Source organism: Flavobacterium sp., from assembly GCF_035456085.1.
Taxonomy (GTDB): domain Bacteria; phylum Bacteroidota; class Bacteroidia; order Flavobacteriales; family Flavobacteriaceae; genus Flavobacterium.
On sequence record NZ_DATIDY010000089.1, the window covers coordinates 32,218 to 51,249 of the forward strand.

16 protein-coding genes are annotated in these 19,032 nt (G+C 32.4%); 8 read left to right on the top strand and 8 right to left on the bottom strand.

Annotated elements, in window-relative coordinates; genetic code table 11:
- Window positions 1-96 precede the first annotated feature (96 nt).
- Window positions 97-1,185 (top strand): SGNH/GDSL hydrolase family protein, encoded by a 1,089-nt coding sequence (locus tag VLC96_RS06825; protein WP_325261595.1) that lies wholly within the window; start codon window positions 97-99, stop codon window positions 1,183-1,185.
- Window positions 1,186-1,328: 143 nt separating this feature from the next.
- Here the strand turns inward: VLC96_RS06825 and aroQ are convergent, their stop codons facing one another.
- Entirely contained in the window at window positions 1,329-1,742 is a 414-nt protein-coding gene (gene aroQ / locus VLC96_RS06830; protein ID WP_325261597.1) for a type II 3-dehydroquinate dehydratase, read from the bottom strand.
- 207 nt (window positions 1,743-1,949) lie between these two features.
- Between aroQ and VLC96_RS06835 the strand changes: the two genes are divergently transcribed.
- From VLC96_RS06835 to VLC96_RS06850, 4 genes are all read left to right on the top strand, one after another.
- On the top strand, window positions 1,950-2,552 hold the full coding sequence (locus tag VLC96_RS06835) for an outer membrane beta-barrel protein (protein WP_325261599.1): 603 nt from the start codon (window positions 1,950-1,952) through the stop codon (window positions 2,550-2,552).
- Window positions 2,553-2,798: 246 nt separating this feature from the next.
- Window positions 2,799-3,308 carry a putative outer membrane beta-barrel protein gene (locus VLC96_RS06840; RefSeq protein WP_325261601.1) on the top strand — a complete coding sequence of 170 codons (510 nt, stop codon included), beginning with the start codon at window positions 2,799-2,801 and terminating at the stop codon, window positions 3,306-3,308.
- 80 nt (window positions 3,309-3,388) lie between these two features.
- The gene (gene xerD / locus VLC96_RS06845; protein WP_325261623.1) at window positions 3,389-4,285 is read left to right on the top strand and encodes a site-specific tyrosine recombinase XerD; all 897 of its coding nucleotides are present in this window, start codon (window positions 3,389-3,391) and stop codon (window positions 4,283-4,285) included.
- Between the two features lie 86 nt (window positions 4,286-4,371).
- Window positions 4,372-5,874: a PAS domain-containing sensor histidine kinase gene (locus tag VLC96_RS06850; protein ID WP_325261602.1), complete on the top strand. Its 1,503-nt coding sequence runs from the start codon at window positions 4,372-4,374 to the stop codon at window positions 5,872-5,874.
- Window positions 5,875-5,971: 97 nt separating this feature from the next.
- On the opposite strand, the gene rny is transcribed toward VLC96_RS06850, so the two are convergent.
- The 3 genes from rny to VLC96_RS06865 form a co-directional block, all read right to left on the bottom strand.
- Complete coding sequence (rny, locus tag VLC96_RS06855) at window positions 5,972-7,534, bottom strand: ribonuclease Y (RefSeq protein WP_325261604.1); 1,563 nt, start codon at window positions 7,532-7,534, stop codon at window positions 5,972-5,974.
- A gap of 206 nt (window positions 7,535-7,740) precedes the next feature.
- The gene (locus VLC96_RS06860; protein WP_325261605.1) at window positions 7,741-8,034 is read right to left on the bottom strand and encodes a cell division protein ZapA; all 294 of its coding nucleotides are present in this window, start codon (window positions 8,032-8,034) and stop codon (window positions 7,741-7,743) included.
- Window positions 8,035-8,043: 9 nt separating this feature from the next.
- Window positions 8,044-8,334, bottom strand: coding sequence for a hypothetical protein (locus VLC96_RS06865; protein WP_325261607.1), 291 nt, complete (start codon window positions 8,332-8,334; stop codon window positions 8,044-8,046).
- A 178-nt stretch (window positions 8,335-8,512) separates the two neighbouring features.
- Between VLC96_RS06865 and VLC96_RS06870 the strand changes: the two genes are divergently transcribed.
- From VLC96_RS06870 to VLC96_RS06880, 3 genes are all read left to right on the top strand, one after another.
- Entirely contained in the window at window positions 8,513-10,204 is a 1,692-nt protein-coding gene (locus tag VLC96_RS06870; protein WP_325261609.1) for a M23 family metallopeptidase, read from the top strand.
- Window positions 10,205-10,218: 14 nt separating this feature from the next.
- Window positions 10,219-12,681: a TonB-dependent receptor plug domain-containing protein gene (locus VLC96_RS06875; RefSeq protein ID WP_325261611.1), complete on the top strand. Its 2,463-nt coding sequence runs from the start codon at window positions 10,219-10,221 to the stop codon at window positions 12,679-12,681.
- A 106-nt stretch (window positions 12,682-12,787) separates the two neighbouring features.
- On the top strand, window positions 12,788-13,510 hold the full coding sequence (locus VLC96_RS06880; protein ID WP_325261612.1) for a hypothetical protein: 723 nt from the start codon (window positions 12,788-12,790) through the stop codon (window positions 13,508-13,510).
- A 2-nt stretch (window positions 13,511-13,512) separates the two neighbouring features.
- Here the strand turns inward: VLC96_RS06880 and VLC96_RS06885 are convergent, their stop codons facing one another.
- From VLC96_RS06885 to VLC96_RS06900, 4 genes are all read right to left on the bottom strand, one after another.
- Window positions 13,513-14,214 (bottom strand): DUF2971 domain-containing protein, encoded by a 702-nt coding sequence (locus VLC96_RS06885; RefSeq protein ID WP_325261614.1) that lies wholly within the window; start codon window positions 14,212-14,214, stop codon window positions 13,513-13,515.
- 33 nt (window positions 14,215-14,247) lie between these two features.
- Entirely contained in the window at window positions 14,248-16,095 is a 1,848-nt protein-coding gene (locus tag VLC96_RS06890) for an ABC transporter ATP-binding protein (protein WP_325261616.1), read from the bottom strand.
- The gene (locus VLC96_RS06895) at window positions 16,095-17,822 is read right to left on the bottom strand and encodes a phospho-sugar mutase (protein WP_325261617.1); all 1,728 of its coding nucleotides are present in this window, start codon (window positions 17,820-17,822) and stop codon (window positions 16,095-16,097) included. Before VLC96_RS06895 ends, VLC96_RS06890 begins: the two co-directional genes overlap by 1 nt.
- 322 nt (window positions 17,823-18,144) lie before the next feature.
- Window positions 18,145-19,032, bottom strand: an 888-nt coding sequence (locus VLC96_RS06900; RefSeq protein WP_325261619.1) for a glycosyltransferase family 2 protein, incomplete at its 5' end; no start/stop codon positions are given.

Genomic DNA, 19,032 nt, shown 5'->3' on the forward strand with positions numbered 1-19,032 from the left:
ATCTTCGGGTTTATATAAGATACAACTAAAGCTGATTATGGGTATTTTTGAACAAACATCTTATGAACCAAAAAACAATAATTAATAAATAACAATATGAGTAGATATTTAAAGCACTTCATTTTTTCATTCCTTTTATTGAATTGCATCAGCAGTTTTGGACAACTAATTGTAAAACCAAATGACAATAAAATAACATACATGGGTAGAGTTGGAGTTAATAATGATTCGGTTTCGTTTTATTGGCCAGGAACTTCGGCAACCATTAATTTTATTGGGACAAAAGTTTCTGTAACTATGAAATCAAATAATGAGGTGGGCTATTTTTATGCCATTGTGGATAACGATGTTTCTAAGGCTTTTAAATTTAGTACTGATAATATTAAAAAAAATATTGTTGTCGCTTCTGATTTGCCTTATAAAAAACACACATTGCTTCTTTATAAATTGTCTAATAACACTTCCGAAAATATTTTATACAATTTTGAAATCGAAGGAACTCCAAAGCTTTTGCCTCCGAACAAATTGCCAAAAAGAAAAATCGAGTTTTATGGCGATTCAATCACAGCAGGTCACGGAGTCGATCTTGCTGATGGTGCCAATGATAGCGGTCAGCCACAAGATTTTAATAATTATTTTACTTATGATGCATTGACAGCTAGACACTTTAATGCACAATATTCAATTATAGCTCGTAGTGGTATTGGGATTATGGTAAGTTGGTTCCCAGAAATTATGCCTGAAGTATATGATAGAATCAATCCTGAAGACCCAAATAGTAAGTGGGATTTTTCGTCTTATGAACCTGATATTGTCGTTATTAACTTGTTTCAAAATGATAGCTGGATTGTAAATCTTCCACAAAATCAACAGTTTATTGCCAGATTTGGTACTGTAAAACCAACAGAAGAATTTATTATTTCAGCCTATAAAAATTTTGTTCAGAGCATTAGAAAAGTGCATCCTAAATCGCATATAATTTGTGCTTTGGGCAATATGGATGCTACGGCAAAAGACTCAAAATGGCCGGGTTATATTGAACAAGCCGTAAAAAGAATGAATGATACTAAAATCCACACTGTATTTTTCCCTTATAAAAACAGAGGCAATCATCCAAATAAAGAAGAGCAACAAATGATGGCAAATGATTTGATTGGATTTATAGAAAAAAATATTAAGTGGTAAAAGCATTTGTTTTTTTGACTTGTTCTTGCTAATTAGAGTAGTTTATTAATCAAAAGAGAATCTCTAGAATCTTATTCAACAAAACGTCAATAAGATTCTAGAGATTCTCTTTTATAAACTAAAACCAAATTGGTTTCAAAGAATTACAAAAACGACTGAATCGCTAAATCGTAACTTTTCATTCCAAAACCTAGAATTACTCCTTTGGCATTTCCAGAAATATACGATTGATGTCTGAAGCTTTCACGTGCATACGTATTGGAAATGTGAACTTCAATTACAGGAGTCGTTACTGCTTTTATTGCATCACCAATACCTACAGAAGTGTGTGTATACGCACCAGCATTAAGAATAATTCCATCATAACTAAAGCCGAAATCTTGTATCTTTCCAATTAATTCTCCTTCAATATTGCTTTGATAATAAGTGAATTCAATTTGAGGGAATTTGCTTTTTAGAATTTCAAAATAATCTTCGAATGTTTGGGAACCGTATATTTCGGGTTCTCTTTTTCCAAGTAAATTTAAATTTGGTCCGTTAATGATGGCTATCTTCATATTTTTTTGTTTTTGTAAAAATAAATAATCCGCATAGAATATGAATGACAGATTTATCAAAAAGTATTGTTTTAATGTTAGATGATTTATTTCCGTAGAACATTTTAAAAGGAAAATTATTTAAGTGCCTCATTGATATTTGTTTAATAAAAAAATTAATAGGTTTTCGTACATTTACTTTAATGATAACAAGCAAAAACAAAAAGAATGGAAAAAAGATTTTTATTATTAGTAACTGTATTTGCCATTAATTTTGCAAATGCTCAAGATTCCGAAATGCCAAAAGCAACTTTTACAAGAGGCGATAAATGGCTTGAAGGCGGAATTAGTCTAACAACCGGAGACAGTAGTGACGATTACTTTGCAATGACTCCCAAATTTGGATATTTTTTGAATAAAAGATGGGCAGTTGGTGCCGATATAAATTATGCGGCTATTTCTTATATGCCAAATAGCAATAATCTAGACAAATCAAGTTCGTTGGGAATCGGGCTGTTTGTGAGAAATTATTTTTTGAGTTTGGGTAATTTTAAAGCTTATGGTGAAATCGGATTGGGATATAACCATACTCAATTGGATTATTTAGACAATTCATCTAGTGTAAATAACGGCATCAAAGCTAATTTAGATGTAGGACTAAATTATTTTTTCTCTCCAAAATGGGCGGTATCTTTTACAATCGCCGAAATTCTGAGCTATAACAATACACGCCCCGAAAATGGGGACAATACAAACGATTTGGTCATTAATATCAATTTGTTCAATAACATTTTTGCTCAACCAAAATTTGGATTACTATATAAATGGTGATATTAAAAATTTTTTGATATTTATAATTCCCTCTCAATTCGAGAGGTTTTTTTTGCAATGTTATTGGGATAATTATCAATTAATATTATTTCCCTTACATCTTTAAAATTATTATCACTCATAATTGTTTGACTATCAAATTCTTATTAATTATGAATTAATTAGTAAGAAATATATATATTGTTTTCTTTGCGGATATATCATTTTATATTAATTTCGCTGGATAAACACAAAAAAAATAAAAGAATGAAAAAGATTATTTTATCTATGATTGCGGTTTTAGCATTTGGTTTTGCAAATGCACAAGAACAAACAGCTAAAGGAAAATGGCTTATTGAAGCTAACACTGCTTTTGGCGCTGGTAATGTTGGTAACACAAGCTTTCAATTAGCTTCTTCTGATGGAGACACTACTTGGAATATTGGTGGTGAAGCTGGTTACTTTGTAGCTGATAATTTAGCTTTAAAGCTAGGTTTAGGTTTTGGAGATGATGGAAGTGATAACAATTCTTTTGCTTACAAAATTGGAGCAAAATATTATGTTGTAAACAAATTTCCATTAGAGGTTTCTTACAATGGGGTAAGTGACAAAGATTATTATAAAAATCCTTCTTTTATTGGTTTACAAGGAGGTTATGCTTGGTTTTTAGGATCTAATGTATCTCTTGAGCCAGGTCTTCGTTATAATGTTACATTGGATGATAAAGTTGCTGATAGCTACTTACAATTCAACATTGGATTTGCATTGCACTTCTAATATTTGCATAAATACATTAAAAGAACCTTCTCCTAATCGGGAAGGTTTTTTTATGCCTAAAAATGTTTTACTTTGCCACTATGAATTGGAATAAATATATAAAAGAGTATCAATCGTATCTCCGAATTGAACGTGGTTTGTCTAAAAATACTATAGAAAACTACAGTTTCGACATCGAGCGGTTATGTCTTTTTTTAGAAACCAATCAAATAGCCGTTTCCCCTTTAAAAATTAATGAAGAAACGCTTCAACAATTCATTTATTCAGTTTCCAAAGAAGTAAATCCAAGATCCCAGGCGCGAATTATTTCAGGACTGAAAAGCTTCTTTTCATATCTAATATTTGAAGATTTGAGGAATGACAATCCCTTAGAATTAATAGAATCTCCAAAAACAGGACGAAAATTACCAGATACTTTGGCTGTTGAAGAAATCGACGCATTAATTTCTGCTATTGATTTGAGCTCTAATGAAGGAGAACGCAATCGTGCTTTATTGGAAACTTTATACGGTTGCGGACTTCGGGTTTCGGAATTGGTTGCCTTAAAAATATCCGATTTGTTTTTTGATGAAGGTTTTTTGAAAATAACTGGAAAAGGAAATAAGCAACGCTTTGTACCCATTGGAGAGCTCACTCAAAAATATATTGAGATTTATAAAAATACCACTCGTAGTCATCTGAATATTCAAAAAGGCTTTGAAGATATATTGTTTCTCAATAGAAGAGGGCGACAACTCACTAGAGCTATGATTTTTACAATTATTAAAGATTTGGCTGTAAAAATTAATTTGAACAAAAAAATTAGTCCACATACATTTAGGCATTCCTTTGCAACTCATCTTTTAGAAAATGGAGCTGATTTGCGTTCGATTCAGTTAATGCTTGGTCACGAATCTATTACTACGACGGAGATCTACGTTCATTTGGATAGAAAATATTTGACAGAAGTGATCAATACTTACCATCCAAGAAAGTAATTTTGGAGATAAATTATTAATCTTTTTGTAATAATATCTATTTTACTTTCGATATTTTTGTAATTAAATTAAGAGATTCCCTCAATATGATCTTTACAGCTAACAAAAACCCCGAAGATTTAAATAAATTATACGAAAGTTTAATAAAACAACTTCCTAATATAATTTTCCAAATTAGAGTAAATGCAGATGAGCATATTTCGGTTGACTTTTTGAGTAAACCAATTGAGTTTTTAGATGAATTTTCAATAAATGAATTTTTGGAAGATTCCTATAACTTATCTCATTACAAAATTTACGAACCAGATTTAAAAATATTTTTGGATTCCTATGAAAAGGCCATTTCGGGTAACGAAAAATGGGAGATTGATTTTAGGTTGTTACTTCCAGAAAGTGGTTACAAATGGATTCGTATTGATGCAACACCCAAAAAAAATGATGCAGGCGAAATAGTTTTTTACGGACTAATTTCGGATATAACTATTGTGAAAGAACAAGAGATTAGACTAAAAGTTGCTGACGAAAGATATCATTTTGCGGTACAAGCTTCGGATAGGGGAGTTTGGGATTGGGATTTAATTACCAATAAAGTTTATTATTCATCCGAATCAATGAAGATTTTAGAGCTAACAGAATCTGATTTGGTAGGTTCTCCCGAAGAATGGGACGAAAGAGTGCATCCAGATGATCGTGAAGAATATTACGGTAATATCAATTTACATTTTGACAACAAAATTCCATTTTATGAAACCTGCCATCGGGTTCTTTGTTCGGGTAGATACAAATGGATTTTGGACAGGGGGAAAGTTATTGAAAGAGACGAAAATGGAAAACCATTGCGAATCGTAGGTACACACACCGATATCTCAGTGCAAAAAGAAAAAGAAATAGAGTTGGCTAAAATGCTCGAAATTGTAAATACTCAGAATAACAAATTGCTTAATTTCGCTCATATTGTTTCTCATAATTTAAGAACGCATAGCGGAAATATAAAGTCATTACTGGATTTACATAAAGAAAATCTTTTGTCAGAATCGGATACATTAAATAATATTCAAATTGTATCTGACGAGTTGTTCTCGACCATTGAAAACCTTAATGATCTGGTTAGTATTTATACCGAGAGAGAAGATAATATGCAGCTCTTAAAAATCAATAGTTTTATTGATAAAGTACTGGATGTTTTATCTGAATCTATCAAATATAAAAAAATCCAGGTTTTGAATTATGTCCCAGATACTGCTGAGATCTTCTGTATACCGGCTTATTTGGAAAGTATAATGCTCAACCTATTGACCAATGCCATTAAATATTCAGATCCAGCAAAAGAACCTAAAATAATCTTTACCACTGAAGTGAATGAAGATTTTGTGGTTTTAAACGTAAAAGATAATGGATTGGGAATTGATCTGGAAAAGCATAGAGATTCTATTTTTGGATTGTATAAAACGTTTCATAGAAATAATGATGCCAGAGGAGTAGGTCTGTATTTAACCAAAAATCAGATTGAAAATATGGGAGGAAAAATCGAGGTAGAAAGTACTTTAAATTTTGGAACAACTTTTAAAGTTTATTTTAAAAAAGGATAATAATTTTGTCAAAAAAAATCAATAAAAAAATTCCAAATTCCAATCGTTTAATCTAAACATTGGAATTTGGAATTTTAAATTTGGAATTTATAATTCCTTATTTTGCTATATTTACAGCTCTTGTTTCTCTAATTACAGTAACTTTTACCTGACCTGGATAAGTCATCTCAGTCTGAATTTTTTGTGATATTTCAAATGATAAACTAGCTGCATTCTCATCAGATACTTTTTCACTTTCAACAATTACACGAAGCTCTCTACCTGCTTGGATAGCATAAGCATTTTTCACACCACCGAATCCGTAAGCGACTTCTTCAAGGTCTTTCAAACGTTGGATGTACGAATCTAAAACTTGTCGTCTCGCCCCAGGTCTCGCCCCAGAAATAGCATCACAAACCTGAATAATTGGAGATAACAATGATTTCATTTCGATTTCATCGTGGTGAGCACCTATTGCGTTGCAAACCTCTTCTTTTTCGCCATATTTCTCAGCCCATTGCATTCCTAATAAAGCGTGTGGTAAATCGCTTTCGGTATCTGGAACTTTACCAATATCGTGAAGTAAACCAGCTCTTTTAGCCAGTTTTACATTCAATCCTAATTCAGCAGCCATGATTCCACAAAGTTTAGAAACTTCACGAGAGTGTTGTAATAAATTTTGTCCGTAAGAAGATCGGTATTTCATTCTACCTACCACTTTTATCAATTCTGGGTGTAATCCGTGGATTCCTAAATCTATAACCGTACGTTTACCAACTTCAATGATTTCATCATCAATTTGTTTAGTAGTTTTAGCAACAACTTCTTCAATACGAGCTGGGTGAATACGTCCGTCTGTAACCAATTTGTGTAATGCTAAACGAGCAATTTCTCTACGAACTGGATCAAAACATGATAAGATAATTGCTTCTGGGGTATCGTCTACAATAATTTCTACTCCGGTTGCAGCTTCAAGAGCTCTAATGTTTCTACCTTCACGTCCAATGATTCTACCTTTTACATCATCTGATTCAATGTTGAATACTGAAACGCAGTTTTCTACAGCTTCCTCAGTTCCAACTCTTTGAATAGTGTTGATGATGATTTTTTTAGCTTCTTGTTGTGCTGTTAATTTTGCCTCTTCAATAGTGTCTTGAATGTGAGACATTGCTTTGCTTTTTGCTTCAGCTTTTAAACCTTCTACAAGTTGTTCCTTTGCTTCTTCAGCAGATAATCCGGAAATTACTTCTAATTGTTGCAATTGGCTTTTGTGTAACCTGTCAACCTCTAGTTGTTTTTTCTCTAAATTTTCTATTTTCGCGTTGTATTCTTCTGTTTTTGCTTCAAATTCATCATTTATTTTTTTGGCTTTTGATAATTCATTTGAAACTTGTGATTCTTTGTCGCGAACTCTTTTTTCTACTTCAGCAACTTTTTTGTCTCGTGCTAAAATTACTTGTTCGTGTTCAGCTTTTAATTCGATGAATTTTTCTTTTGCTTGAAGAATTTTATCTTTTTTAATGTTTTCAGCCTCTAGGTTGGCATCTTTTAAAATAGAAGCGGCCTCTTTTTTTGCGCTTTTAATTAAATTAGAGATATTGCTTTTTTCTATGATCTTGGCGATCCCAAATCCTAGCGCAACACCTGCAATTCCTGAAATAATTATTGTTATGATGTCCATGTTAATTAAAAATTTATATATAAAAAAAGCCTACATTAGAAGTTGTATAAACTCGAAAAGACAAGTTTTGAGCTAACTCACTGTTCAAGTTTCCTCGCCGAAGCGTGGCATGCTTTAGTAGTGATGATTTGCTCATTCTAAATTGTTAGTGTTGAGTTTACCAATATGAACTAATGTAGGCAGTATCTTAGTCTATGTAAAGAACGTTAATTTTCGAGATATTCGTCCAAAAGTAAATTGATTTTGTTTAATCTTTCAATGGTTTCGTTGCCATTTATTGCATTGTCAATTTGTTTTTGTTCTACTTGAGAAGCGAATTGTAAGGCACACATTGCCAAAACGTCTTGTTTATCTCTTACAGCATAATTTTCTTCAAATTGCTTAATCATTGCATCAATTTTTTTTGAAGCACTTCTAAGTCCTTCTTCCTGAGAGAAATCCACCGTTAATGGATAGACTCTGTCTGCAATTGATATTTTAATTTTAAGCTTTTCGTCCATAATTTTTTATTAATCTGATAGCTGGGCTATACAGTAATCAATTTCACGAATTATTGAATTTATTTTAAGCTTTGTATCTCTTTTATTGTCGTCACTGCCTAATAATGCATTGGCTATTTTGAGTGTTTCTAATTGTGATTTTAGCGTTTCAATCTCTTTAGATTGATTTTGCACAAGCACAGCAGCGTTTTTTAACTCCAGTTGTAAATCCTGATTGCTTTTTTCTAAACTTTTTATTTTTAGAAAAAGTTTTCCAATCTTATTTTCAAGAGTATCAATTATTTCTGCAATCACACTCATTATAATTCCTGTTCATTACTTAATCTTACAAAGTTAGTATTCCTTTTTATTATTACAATATTTTATTGATTTTTTTACATTAAATTAATTAATTTACTGAAAATCAGTTTTTTATATTTGATTTGATTTTACCTTGTTGGTTCTGCTTCCTTTTTTTATCTTAGCAAAAATGTATTTCATGAAATTTTCCTTTTTTTTCATACTATTCTCTTCTGCTCTTTTTGCACAAGTTGATTACCCAAAAAATTATTTTTCTGCTCCACTGGATATTCCATTAAAATTATCAGGAAATTTTGGAGAATTGAGACCAAACCATTTCCATGCTGGTTTTGATATGAAAACGCTTCAAAAAGAAGGTTTAAACGTCTATGCAGCTGCCGATGGATACGTATCCAGAATCAAAATTTCGACCTTTGGTAACGGAAAAACCATTTACATTGATCATCCAAATGGATATACGACAGTATATGCACATTTGCAAAAAGCCACCGATTCCATCGAAAGTTTTATAAAGAAAGCACATTATAGAGAACAAGCTTTTGAAATTGATATGTATTTAAAACCTAATCAATTACTTGTAAAAAAAGGTCAGTTGATTGCATTGTCGGGAAATACTGGTGCTTCCGAAGGTCCTCATTTGCATTTTGAATTTAGAGATACCAAAACCGAAAAAATTATCAATCCAATGTTTTTTGGTTTTGATTCGTTGATGGAAGATACCAAAAAACCAATTGTTTCGAACTTGTATGTTTATCCATTAGACTCCAAAACAACAGTTAATAAGTCACAACGCCGAATTCCAATTAATTTATCGTTGCAAAAAGATGGAACTTATCTGGCGGATAAAGTTATTGCTAATGGAAAAATTGGTTTTGGAATTACAACCTTCGATTACGATGATGTTTCATTTAATAAAAATGGCTCTTTTGATGTCGATTTATTTTGTAACGGAAAATCTATTTTTGAATATCAGTTTAATACGTATGCTTTTGATGAAATGCGGTATGTGAATGCTTTGATAGATTATTCATTTTATAAAAAAGCAAGCCAAAGGATTCAAAAGTTATTCATGAATCCTCCTTATAATTTGAGTATTATAAAAACTGATGAAACCAATGGTGTAATTGATGTATTGCCGAATTTGACTTCGCTTTGCCGTTTGGAAGTTTCAGATTTTTATGGAAATAAAACTATAATTTCAATTCCGGTTGAATATGATTCGCTTTCGACAATTATTGAAAAAGAGCCAGTTATCGCCAATTATGTGGTTAAAGCATCTAGAGATTGCTTTTTTGAAAAAGATAAAAATTCAGTTTTTTTTCCTGCTGGAACGTTTTATAACGACTTTGATCTGAATTTTGAATTCAAAAATAATATTTTGACAGTTCATGATGATACTGTTCCTGCACATACCAATTTTACAATTACAATGGAAAATGATAGCTATACCGGTAAAAAAGATAAAGTTTTTATAGGTAGAATATCTGGAAATGGGGTAAGTTACAATTCAACTCGTGAAAAAGATAATATTTATGAAACACGAGTTAAGACACTTGGTCAGTATAAATTGGTTTTGGATACAGTTGCTCCGGTTATAAAAATTTCAAAACCTATTGAAGGCAAAATATTAGACAATCAAAAAACGGTTCAGGTTTGGATTTCGGATGGTTTGTCCGGAATTCAATCTTACAATGGTTATCTTAATGAGAAATGGATTTTGATGGAGTATGATAATAAAACAGGCCTTTTAACACATGATTTTAGCGATGGAATTGTTGCTGAGGGTGAAAATACATTAAAAGTTGTTGTAGTTGATAATGTAGGTAATTCTTCTACCTTTGAAACTCATTTTATAAGAAATAAAAAATAATAAAATTAAATAAGTTGAATATTTTTAAATCATTGTGTTGCGTTGTTTTTTTCTGCGTGGGAATAACTTCTTTTGCTCAGACTGCTTTTGTAAAAGGAATTATTTTGGACGAAAAAAACAGTCCTATTGAAGGCGTAAATGTTTATTGTTCCAATGCTTCTGTTCAATCAGACAAGAATGGATTTTATCAAATTGCGATTCAGTCTAATCAAAATGTTACTCTCGAATTTACTCATATTTCTTTAAAAAAAGCCACTCTAAAAGTCTCTTTAAAACCAAAAGAAGTATATGTATTTAATATATATATGAATGATAAAGAGGAGCAAATGGGGGAAGTGGTAATTAATAATAAAAAAAAATCAGTTCAAGGAATCCTCACTTTTGAAGCCAAAGATATTCGGTCTATTCCTGGTGCGAATGCTGGAATCGAGAATGTTTTGAAAACATTGCCAGGTGTAAATTCCAATAACGAATTAAGTACTCAATACAGTGTGCGTGGCGGAAATTACGATGAAAATTTGGTTTATGTAAATGAAATGGAAGTGTATCGCCCGTTTTTGATACGCTCAGGACAACAAGAAGGATTGAGTTTTGTTAATACCGATTTGGTGCAAAATATTGATTTTTCGGCTGGTGGTTTCCAGGCAAAATATGGGGATAAAATGTCATCCGTTTTAGATATTACTTATAGAAACCCAACACAATTTGGAGCAGCACTCGAAATGAGTTTCCTTGGCGGAAGCCTTGCATTTGATGCAGTTTCTAAAAACAAAAAATGGTCTGCTGTTACCGGTGTCCGATATAGAAATAATAGCCTTCTCGTAAATAGTCAAGATACAGAAACGAATTATACACCAACTTTTGCTGATATTCAGACAAATATTAATTATAAAGCTTCGGCAAAATGGCAATGGAGTTTTTTAGGAAATATTTCGCAGAACAACTATTTATATGAGCCACTAACTCGTCAGACTAACTTTGGTACGACAGATGCTCCAATGGCGCTAGCGGTTTATTATCAGGGAAAAGAAAAAGATATTTACAAAACTTATTTTGGTGCTGTAAAAACCACTTATCAAGTGAGCGATAGTTTTTCTTTAAAATTTATAGGCTCAGTTTTTCATACGATTGAACAAGAATATTTCGATATTTTGGCACAATACCGACTGGGCGAAGTGGATACAAATATCGGTTCTTATACTTATGGCGATATTCAGTATACAAGAGGAGTCGGCTCTCAGCTGAATCACGCCCGCAATGATTTGGATGCTTTAATTGCTAATTTAGAGATAAAAGGCCTAAAAAATTGGAGGCAAAATCAAATTGAATGGGGAGTGAAGTATACTAAAGAATCCATTCATGATCGAATTTCAGAATGGGAAGTAATTGACTCAGCTGGATTCTCAATAAGACCGCCAATTATTTTGCCTAAAAATAATGAACCTTATCAACCTTATTCAGGATTATTAGTTCCATATCAATCTGTAAGAGCTATTAATTTTACAGATATCGACAGGTTCTCGGCTTATGGACAATGGAGCCGAAAAGATGTTGTTGGAACAAATGAAATATGGTACAATTTGGGAGTACGTATGCAAACTTGGGAAGTTTCTGGTGACAATCTTGACGGAAATTTGCAAACGGTTTTCAGTCCAAGAGCCCAATTTGCCATAAAGCCAGATTGGAAAAAAGATATGCTTTTCAGGTTTACTGTCGGACTTTATAATCAACCTCCATTTTATAGAGAATTGAGGGATTATAATGGAGTTGTTTTGCCAGATACCAAAGCTCAAAAATCTTTAAACATTGTTTTGGCAAATGATTACAGTTTCAAAATGTGGAAACGCCCCTTTAAGTTGGTAACCGAAGCTTATTACAAAAATATGACTGATGTAAATACGTATACTGTTGATAATGTAAGGATACGATATGCTGCCAACAACAATGCTGTCGCTTATGCTCAAGGTTTAGACCTTCGACTTAATGGGGAATTTGTTCCTGGAACGGATTCTTGGGTTAGTTTTGGCTATTTAAAAACGGAAGAAAATATAGATGACAAAGGATATATCGCCAGACCAACCGATCAACGATTGAAGTTTGGTCTTTTGTTTCAGGATTATATGCCTAAAATTCCAAGTCTTAAATTGTATCTGAATTTGGTTTACAATACTGGATTGCCTGGCGGTTCCCCATCATATTCGGATCCATATTTGTATCAAAACCGATTAAATGATTATCGCAGAGCTGATGTTGGTTTTTCTAAAGTTTTTATTGATCAGAAAGTTGGAATGTCGACAAAGAAATTTTTTAAGCATTTTAAAGAATTGTCTTTAGGGTTTGAAATTTTTAATCTTTTTAATAATCAAAATGCAATAACAAATACTTGGGTTCGGGATGTGTATACCAAAACAGAATATGCTATTCCAAATTATATGACAAGTAGAGTATTTAATTTGAAGATGAATGCAAGATTGTAGTATTAATGCATGTTAGTACCTGTATCATGAATAAATCTGTGGTTTATTTCGTTTTTCATTTTTAAAAATCATTACATTTGAGTTTATTTTAAATATTAAAGTTATTATGAGAAGATCACATTTTGTTTGTATTGGAATCTCACTTTTATTTTTAGCAAGCTGTAAAGAAGAAACAGAAAAGCCAAAAGTAACTTATGATGCTACAAGAGCAGGAAAGGAACTCACGAAAGTTGATACGAGCCAAATAAAAATTGCTGATTTGCCAATACAAATGGAAGGAACGAATTATTTGATTCATCCCGTTGGTGACTTGAGTATTTATGATAAAGGTGCCAAAAACAAATATGGTTCTTCGAGTGTGAATGATTTGAGTTTTACAATATCAAATACTTCCGAATACCAGATTACAGGTTATTTACAAAATCTAAAATTCCAAGAAATAGGATCCGATTCAATAAAAGCATTGACAGATAAACCTGTTTTGATTCAAACTGCAACGTACTTAAAAAAGGTTTCCGATAAAATCAATAAACAAATTATGGTCTATACACTAATGGATATGGACACCAATAAAGACGGGAAACTTGATGTAAGTGATATTACAACTTTATATTTGAGTAAAATTAGTGGAGAAAAATTCACTAAAGTTTCTGTTGATTTCCAGGAATTGATAGATTGGAATTTGGTTGAATCTCAGAATCGTCTATATTTTAGAACAGTAGAAGACACCAATAAAAACGGAAAATTTGACAGCAAAGATGTCGTTCATTATAATTACATCGATTTGACTGCTAAGGAATGGGATGTTAAAACCTATAATCCGATTTAAAATTAAATCAAAATATCACTTTCCAAATCTGATTTTTCTATTTGAAAATCAAATCCCAATTGTTTTACCAGTTGAATGACCAAATTTTTATACCAATTCTCTGATTTAGGATGAATGTATATCCTTTCGATCAATTGGCTAATGTCTACATTTATTTTTAAACCATCATTTAGTTTAATGTTGCTATCGGCTACGTCAGTAATGATGCGTATTTCACGTTCATATTGAAAGCTTTTTCGTTTGAATAAAAATGGGAAAAACATATCATCAAAAGGAATATATTCTTTTTTGTAATCGATATAATTTACTTCGCCAATATATTGTTTGAAATTTTTTTCAGGGTTTAAAGAATTTTGAAGCCTTTTTACAGTTGATTGTATGGCCAGTCCTTCGCTGTTTTGAGTAAAAATTTGCCACATCGCAAAAGATTCATATTCATTGATGTGCCAGCTACTAATGGCGACTTTCTCCCGATGAGTTTTATAAAAATGCAAAAAATCAGGATTGTCTATCGACAGTTTTTTAATCTCTTCATAAGTTGGCTCACTAAAAGTACCTTCATATTGATCCTCAAATTTATCAGATCGGGACATGAATAACTTTCGCGACAGCAATAAATCCAAAAACTTCGACAAGTCCAGATATTTCCATATAATGGTATCCGGATCTTGTGGAAGTTTTATGTTTGGATTATTAAGATACATTGCTTTTGAATTATAATCCTAATTGAAGTTTAATTATTCAAGTGTTTGCATCGTTACCAATTTGTTGTAAGTGCCATTCATTGCGATAAGTTCTTCGTGTTTGCCTTGCTCTACGATTTTGCCTTTTCTCATAACAACAATTAAGTCTGCTTTTTGGATAGTCGATAATCGGTGCGCAATTACAATTGAAGTTCTGTTTTGCATCATATTTTCTAGAGCAACTTGTACAAATTTTTCGCTTTCAGTATCCAAAGCAGATGTTGCTTCATCCAAAATCATAATTGGAGGATTTTTCAAAACTGCACGTGCTATAGAAAGTCTTTGTTTTTGGCCACCAGAAAGTTTGTTACCGCTATCGCCAATGTTTGTTTCGATTCCAAGCGGTAAATCTTTGACAAATTCGTACGCATTGGCAACTTTCAATGCCTCTATAATTTCTTCGTCAGAAGCATTTGGTTTTCCAATGAGGATGTTATTTTTAATTGTATCGTTGAAAAGAATTGAATCCTGCGTTACCAGGCCCAATAAATCTCTCAACGAATTCAAAGTCATGTCTTTAATGTCAACACCGTCAATTTTTATATTGCCTTCATGAACATCATAAAAACGAGTCAATAAGTTAGCAATGGTACTTTTTCCACTTCCAGACTGTCCAACGAGGGCCACAGTTTTACCTTTAGGAACTTCCAATGAAAAGTTATGTAAAACATTTTCATCTTCATATTTGAAATTGATATTTTCGATGATAAGCTTATCGTCAAAGGTTTTCTTGATTATTGCATTTGGCTTGTCGGTAATTGTGTTTTCAACTTCCAAAACTTCAAATACACGTTGTGCAGCGGCCATACCGCTTTTAACAGAATACGAAGCTTTTGAAATTGATTTGGCCGGAGTTAAAATATTGTAGGCTAATCCCATATAAGCTAGGAATTTTGCCCCATCAAGTATAGGTTCGCCATTTGCTAATTTTTCTACCAATACCATATTTCCGCCATACCAAAGTAAAATAGCAATCACAACAATTCCCATAAATTCACTCATTGGTGAAGCTAGGTTGTTTTTTTTGCCAATACTGTTTGAAAGTTTTAATAATCTCATGACTGAGTCATTAAACTTATTTTTAAAGCTATTTTCGGCATTATAGCTTTTTACCACTTTCATTCCTGAAAGTGATTCTTCTACAATCGAAATTAAATAACCTCCTTCGTATTGAATACGTTCTGATTTGGATTTAAGGGATTTTCCAATTTTAGAAATAAGGTATCCCGAGATAGGGATGAATATAAACACGAAAATGGTTAATTTGAAACTAATCGCAAACATGGCAACAATGGTAAATATTATTGTCATTGGTTCTTTTACGATTAATTCCAAAATTGCAAAGAAAGAATTCTGAACTTCACCAACATCACCCAGCATTCGCGCCATAATATCTCCTTTTCTTTTTTCAGAATAATAAGAAACAGGAAGGTCAATAATTTTGTTGTACATCGTATTTCTCAAATCTTTTAAAACACCATTTTTTAAATGCATCAAATGATTTGAAGCTAAATAGTTAAAGATGTTTTTAAGAAAAAAAGTGGAAATAACCAAAGATACAACTAATACTAAAGCATATTGAGGACCACTTTGTTCAGACAGTTTAGAGATATAATAATACAGATAATCGTTTGCAAATTTTGTGATATTAAAAATTCCAGTGTAAACAGGTTCAGTAGTTATTTTTTCTGTTTTGTCAAATAACACCTGCATCATTGGAATCAATGATATAAATGAAAGTGTACTAAAAAGCGCATATAAAACATTATAAACCACATTTAAAATTACATGTGATTTATAAGGTTTTATAAAGGGAAATATTTTTCTTAAATTTTCGTCCATTAGTTCAACTGCATGGCAGTAATTATATTTTTAATTTTTTCGTCCAGAACTTTTTCTGTCTGAACAAAGTTAGCGGCATTGTCTAACTCGGTTTTTACACTGATGTAAAATTTAATTTTTGGTTCAGTTCCACTTGGTCTTGCACAAATTTTAGAACCATCTTCAGTATAATAAATCAATACGTCCGATTTTGGAATATTCATTGTTTCTTCTTCACCGGTAAACAAGTTTTTGGCAATAGATGATTTGTAATCTTCGACCATTACTACTCTTTGACCATTGATTTCTTTCAAAGGATTTTCGCGTAAAGAAACCATCATTTGATTGATTTCAGCTAATCCTTCTTTTCCTTTTTTAGTTAGAGAAATCAAGTGTTCTTTGTAAAAACCGTGATCAACATAGTATTGTATTAAAGTATTGTAAACTGAACTTCCTTTAGCTTTTGCTTGAGCAGCAACTTCGCAAATTAATAAAGTAGCAGCGACTGCATCTTTATCACGAACGGCATCTCCAACCATAAATCCAAAACTTTCTTCACCACCGCCGATAAATTGTAGCTCTGGGAAATCTTTAATCATTTTAGCAATCCATTTAAAGCCTGTCAAACCAACTTTGCATTCAACGCCATAAGCAGTTGCCAGTTCCAAAATCATTGGAGTAGAAACAATGGTAGAACCCACAAATTGTTTTCCGTTGATTTTTCCAGCTTTTTTCCATTGTTCCAATAAGAAGGCTGTCATCAAAATCATCGTTTGATTTCCGTTTAATAAAATCAGTTTACCTTCGTTATTTCGAACAGCAACTCCTAAACGGTCACAATCAGGGTCGGTACCAACAACAATATCAGCATTTAGTTTGTCTGCCAAGGCAAGTGCCATTGTCAACGCTTCCGGTTCTTCTGGATTTGGTGATTTTACTGTTGGAAAATTCCCATCAGGTTTGGCTTGTTCCGGAACGATATTTACATTTTTATAACCCGCTTTTTCCAAAGTCGCAGGAACTGCCGTAATCGAAGTTCCGTGCAAAGAAGTAAACACAATGTTCAAGTTATCTTTGGCTTCTTGTGGAGTATTGAAACTTGCATTTTCTACTGATGATTTTACAAAAGCTTCATCAATTTCGGTATCAATATATTGTATCAATTTCTCATCAGCAGCAAAATTGATTTCGTTATAATTCAGCTTTTCGATTGCTTGAATAATCTCTCCGTCTTGTGGAGGAACGATTTGTCCACCATCTTCCCAATATACTTTGTAACCGTTATATTCTGGTGGATTGTGCGAAGCCGTTAATACAATTCCGCATTGGCAACCTAAATATTTAAGGGCAAAAGATAATTCTGGCGTAGGTCTCAAATCCGAAAATAAATACACTTGAATCCCATTGGCAGAGAAAACATCAGCAACCACTTTGGCAAGAGATTGACTGTTATGGCGACAATCAAAAGCGATTACCACTTTCAAAGCTTGTCCAGGAAACACAGTATGTAAATAATTAGAAAGTCCCTGCGTATTTTTTCCAAGCGTATATTTGTTAATGCGGTTATTTCCCACACCCATAACTCCTCGCATTCCTCCAGTTCCAAATTCCAGGTTTTTATAAAAACTATCTTCAAGTTCTTTTGGCGAAGTTGTCATTAATTCTTTTATGGCAACTTGCGTTTCATTGTCAAACGTAGGGGTTAACCACTCGTTTACTGCGTCTAAAATGTTTTGTGCTATGTGCATTGTTTACTTCTTTTTTAAGTTGTTAATCTTTTTATTAAATAAATCAGATTAAGTTTTTTAGGAGCTATTCCTGCTATCCGCTGTATCTTTTCTTGCCTGAAAAAGGCAATAAAAGGATGTCGCTTCTATCAGGGCTAGTCAGTTTGGGGCATTTAATTACTTTTAATTTAAAAGATCTTGATGGACTTTTTAATATTTATTGAAATCAATTAGGTTTTTGACTGCTCAATATCTTTTGTATTCAAATTTCAAAAAAATCATTTTAAATAATGTCAATGTATAGTTAATTTTTAGTGTTTAATTCTTATTAAAAACTAATATACTAAAAATTTACCTCAGTCGAAATTTTATATCGTTCTTCATTGTGTTTGGTTCTCAAAATAATTTCGCCAAGAAATCCTGCCAAAAACAATTGAGTTCCCAAAATCATTGTGGTCAGCGCAATAAAAAACCAAGGATTATTAGTAACCAAAGTGTATTTCATTCCGTTATACATATGATATAACTTTGAAATTCCGATATATGCAGCTGATACAAAACCAATGATAAACATAAAGGAGCCTATCGCACCAAATAAATGCATCGGTCTTTTTCCGAATCGGGAAAGAAACCAAATCGTTATCAAATCCAGGAAACCATTAATGAAACGTTCCATTCCAAATTTGGTTTCCCCATATTTTCTTGCTTGATGTTGAACTATTTTTTCACCTATTTTTCCAAAGCCGGCATTTTTTGCCAAAACCGGAATGTATCGGTGCATTTCGCCAGAAACTTCGATGTTTTTTACAACTGCATTTCTGTAGGCTTTCAACCCACAGTTAAAATCATTCAGTTCTACTCCAGATGTTTTTCTGGCAGCCCAATTGAATAATTTAGAGGGAATGTTTTTAGCAACAACCGAGTCGTACCTTTTCTTTTTCCAACCAGAAACCAAGTCATATTTTTGCTTGGTAATCATTTCGTACAAGCCTGGAATTTCGTCTGGACTGTCTTGTAAGTCGGCGTCCATAGTGATAATCACATCACCTTTTGCCTTAGCAAAACCAGCATGTAGAGCCTGTGATTTTCCGAAATTTTTCATGAATTGAATCCCTTTTACATTAGGATTCTCATTTGCAAATCCCGAAATAATTTTCCAGGATTCATCTGTACTTCCGTCATCCAAAAAAATGATTTCGTAACTATAATTGTTCGATTTCATGATTGAAAT

Bases quoted from the DNA above. Each gene is read 5' to 3' on its own strand.
- VLC96_RS06870 (WP_325261609.1), top strand. From the start codon at position 8,513: ATGAAATTTTCCTTTTTTTTCATACTATTCTCTTCTGCTCTTTTTGCA.
- VLC96_RS06840 (WP_325261601.1), top strand. From the start codon at position 2,799: ATGAAAAAGATTATTTTATCTATGATTGCGGTTTTAGCATTTGGTTTT.
- rny (WP_325261604.1), bottom strand. From the start codon at position 7,534: ATGGACATCATAACAATAATTATTTCAGGAATTGCAGGTGTTGCGCTA.
- VLC96_RS06865 (WP_325261607.1), bottom strand. From the start codon at position 8,334: ATGAGTGTGATTGCAGAAATAATTGATACTCTTGAAAATAAGATTGGA.
- VLC96_RS06825 (WP_325261595.1), top strand. From the start codon at position 97: ATGAGTAGATATTTAAAGCACTTCATTTTTTCATTCCTTTTATTGAAT.
- VLC96_RS06880 (WP_325261612.1), top strand. From the start codon at position 12,788: ATGAGAAGATCACATTTTGTTTGTATTGGAATCTCACTTTTATTTTTA.
- VLC96_RS06835 (WP_325261599.1), top strand. From the start codon at position 1,950: ATGGAAAAAAGATTTTTATTATTAGTAACTGTATTTGCCATTAATTTT.
- VLC96_RS06890 (WP_325261616.1), bottom strand. From the start codon at position 16,095: ATGGACGAAAATTTAAGAAAAATATTTCCCTTTATAAAACCTTATAAA.
- VLC96_RS06850 (WP_325261602.1), top strand. From the start codon at position 4,372: ATGATCTTTACAGCTAACAAAAACCCCGAAGATTTAAATAAATTATAC.
- xerD (WP_325261623.1), top strand. From the start codon at position 3,389: ATGAATTGGAATAAATATATAAAAGAGTATCAATCGTATCTCCGAATT.
- aroQ (WP_325261597.1), bottom strand. From the start codon at position 1,742: ATGAAGATAGCCATCATTAACGGACCAAATTTAAATTTACTTGGAAAA.
- VLC96_RS06860 (WP_325261605.1), bottom strand. From the start codon at position 8,034: ATGGACGAAAAGCTTAAAATTAAAATATCAATTGCAGACAGAGTCTAT.
- VLC96_RS06885 (WP_325261614.1), bottom strand. From the start codon at position 14,214: ATGTATCTTAATAATCCAAACATAAAACTTCCACAAGATCCGGATACC.
- VLC96_RS06895 (WP_325261617.1), bottom strand. From the start codon at position 17,822: ATGCACATAGCACAAAACATTTTAGACGCAGTAAACGAGTGGTTAACC.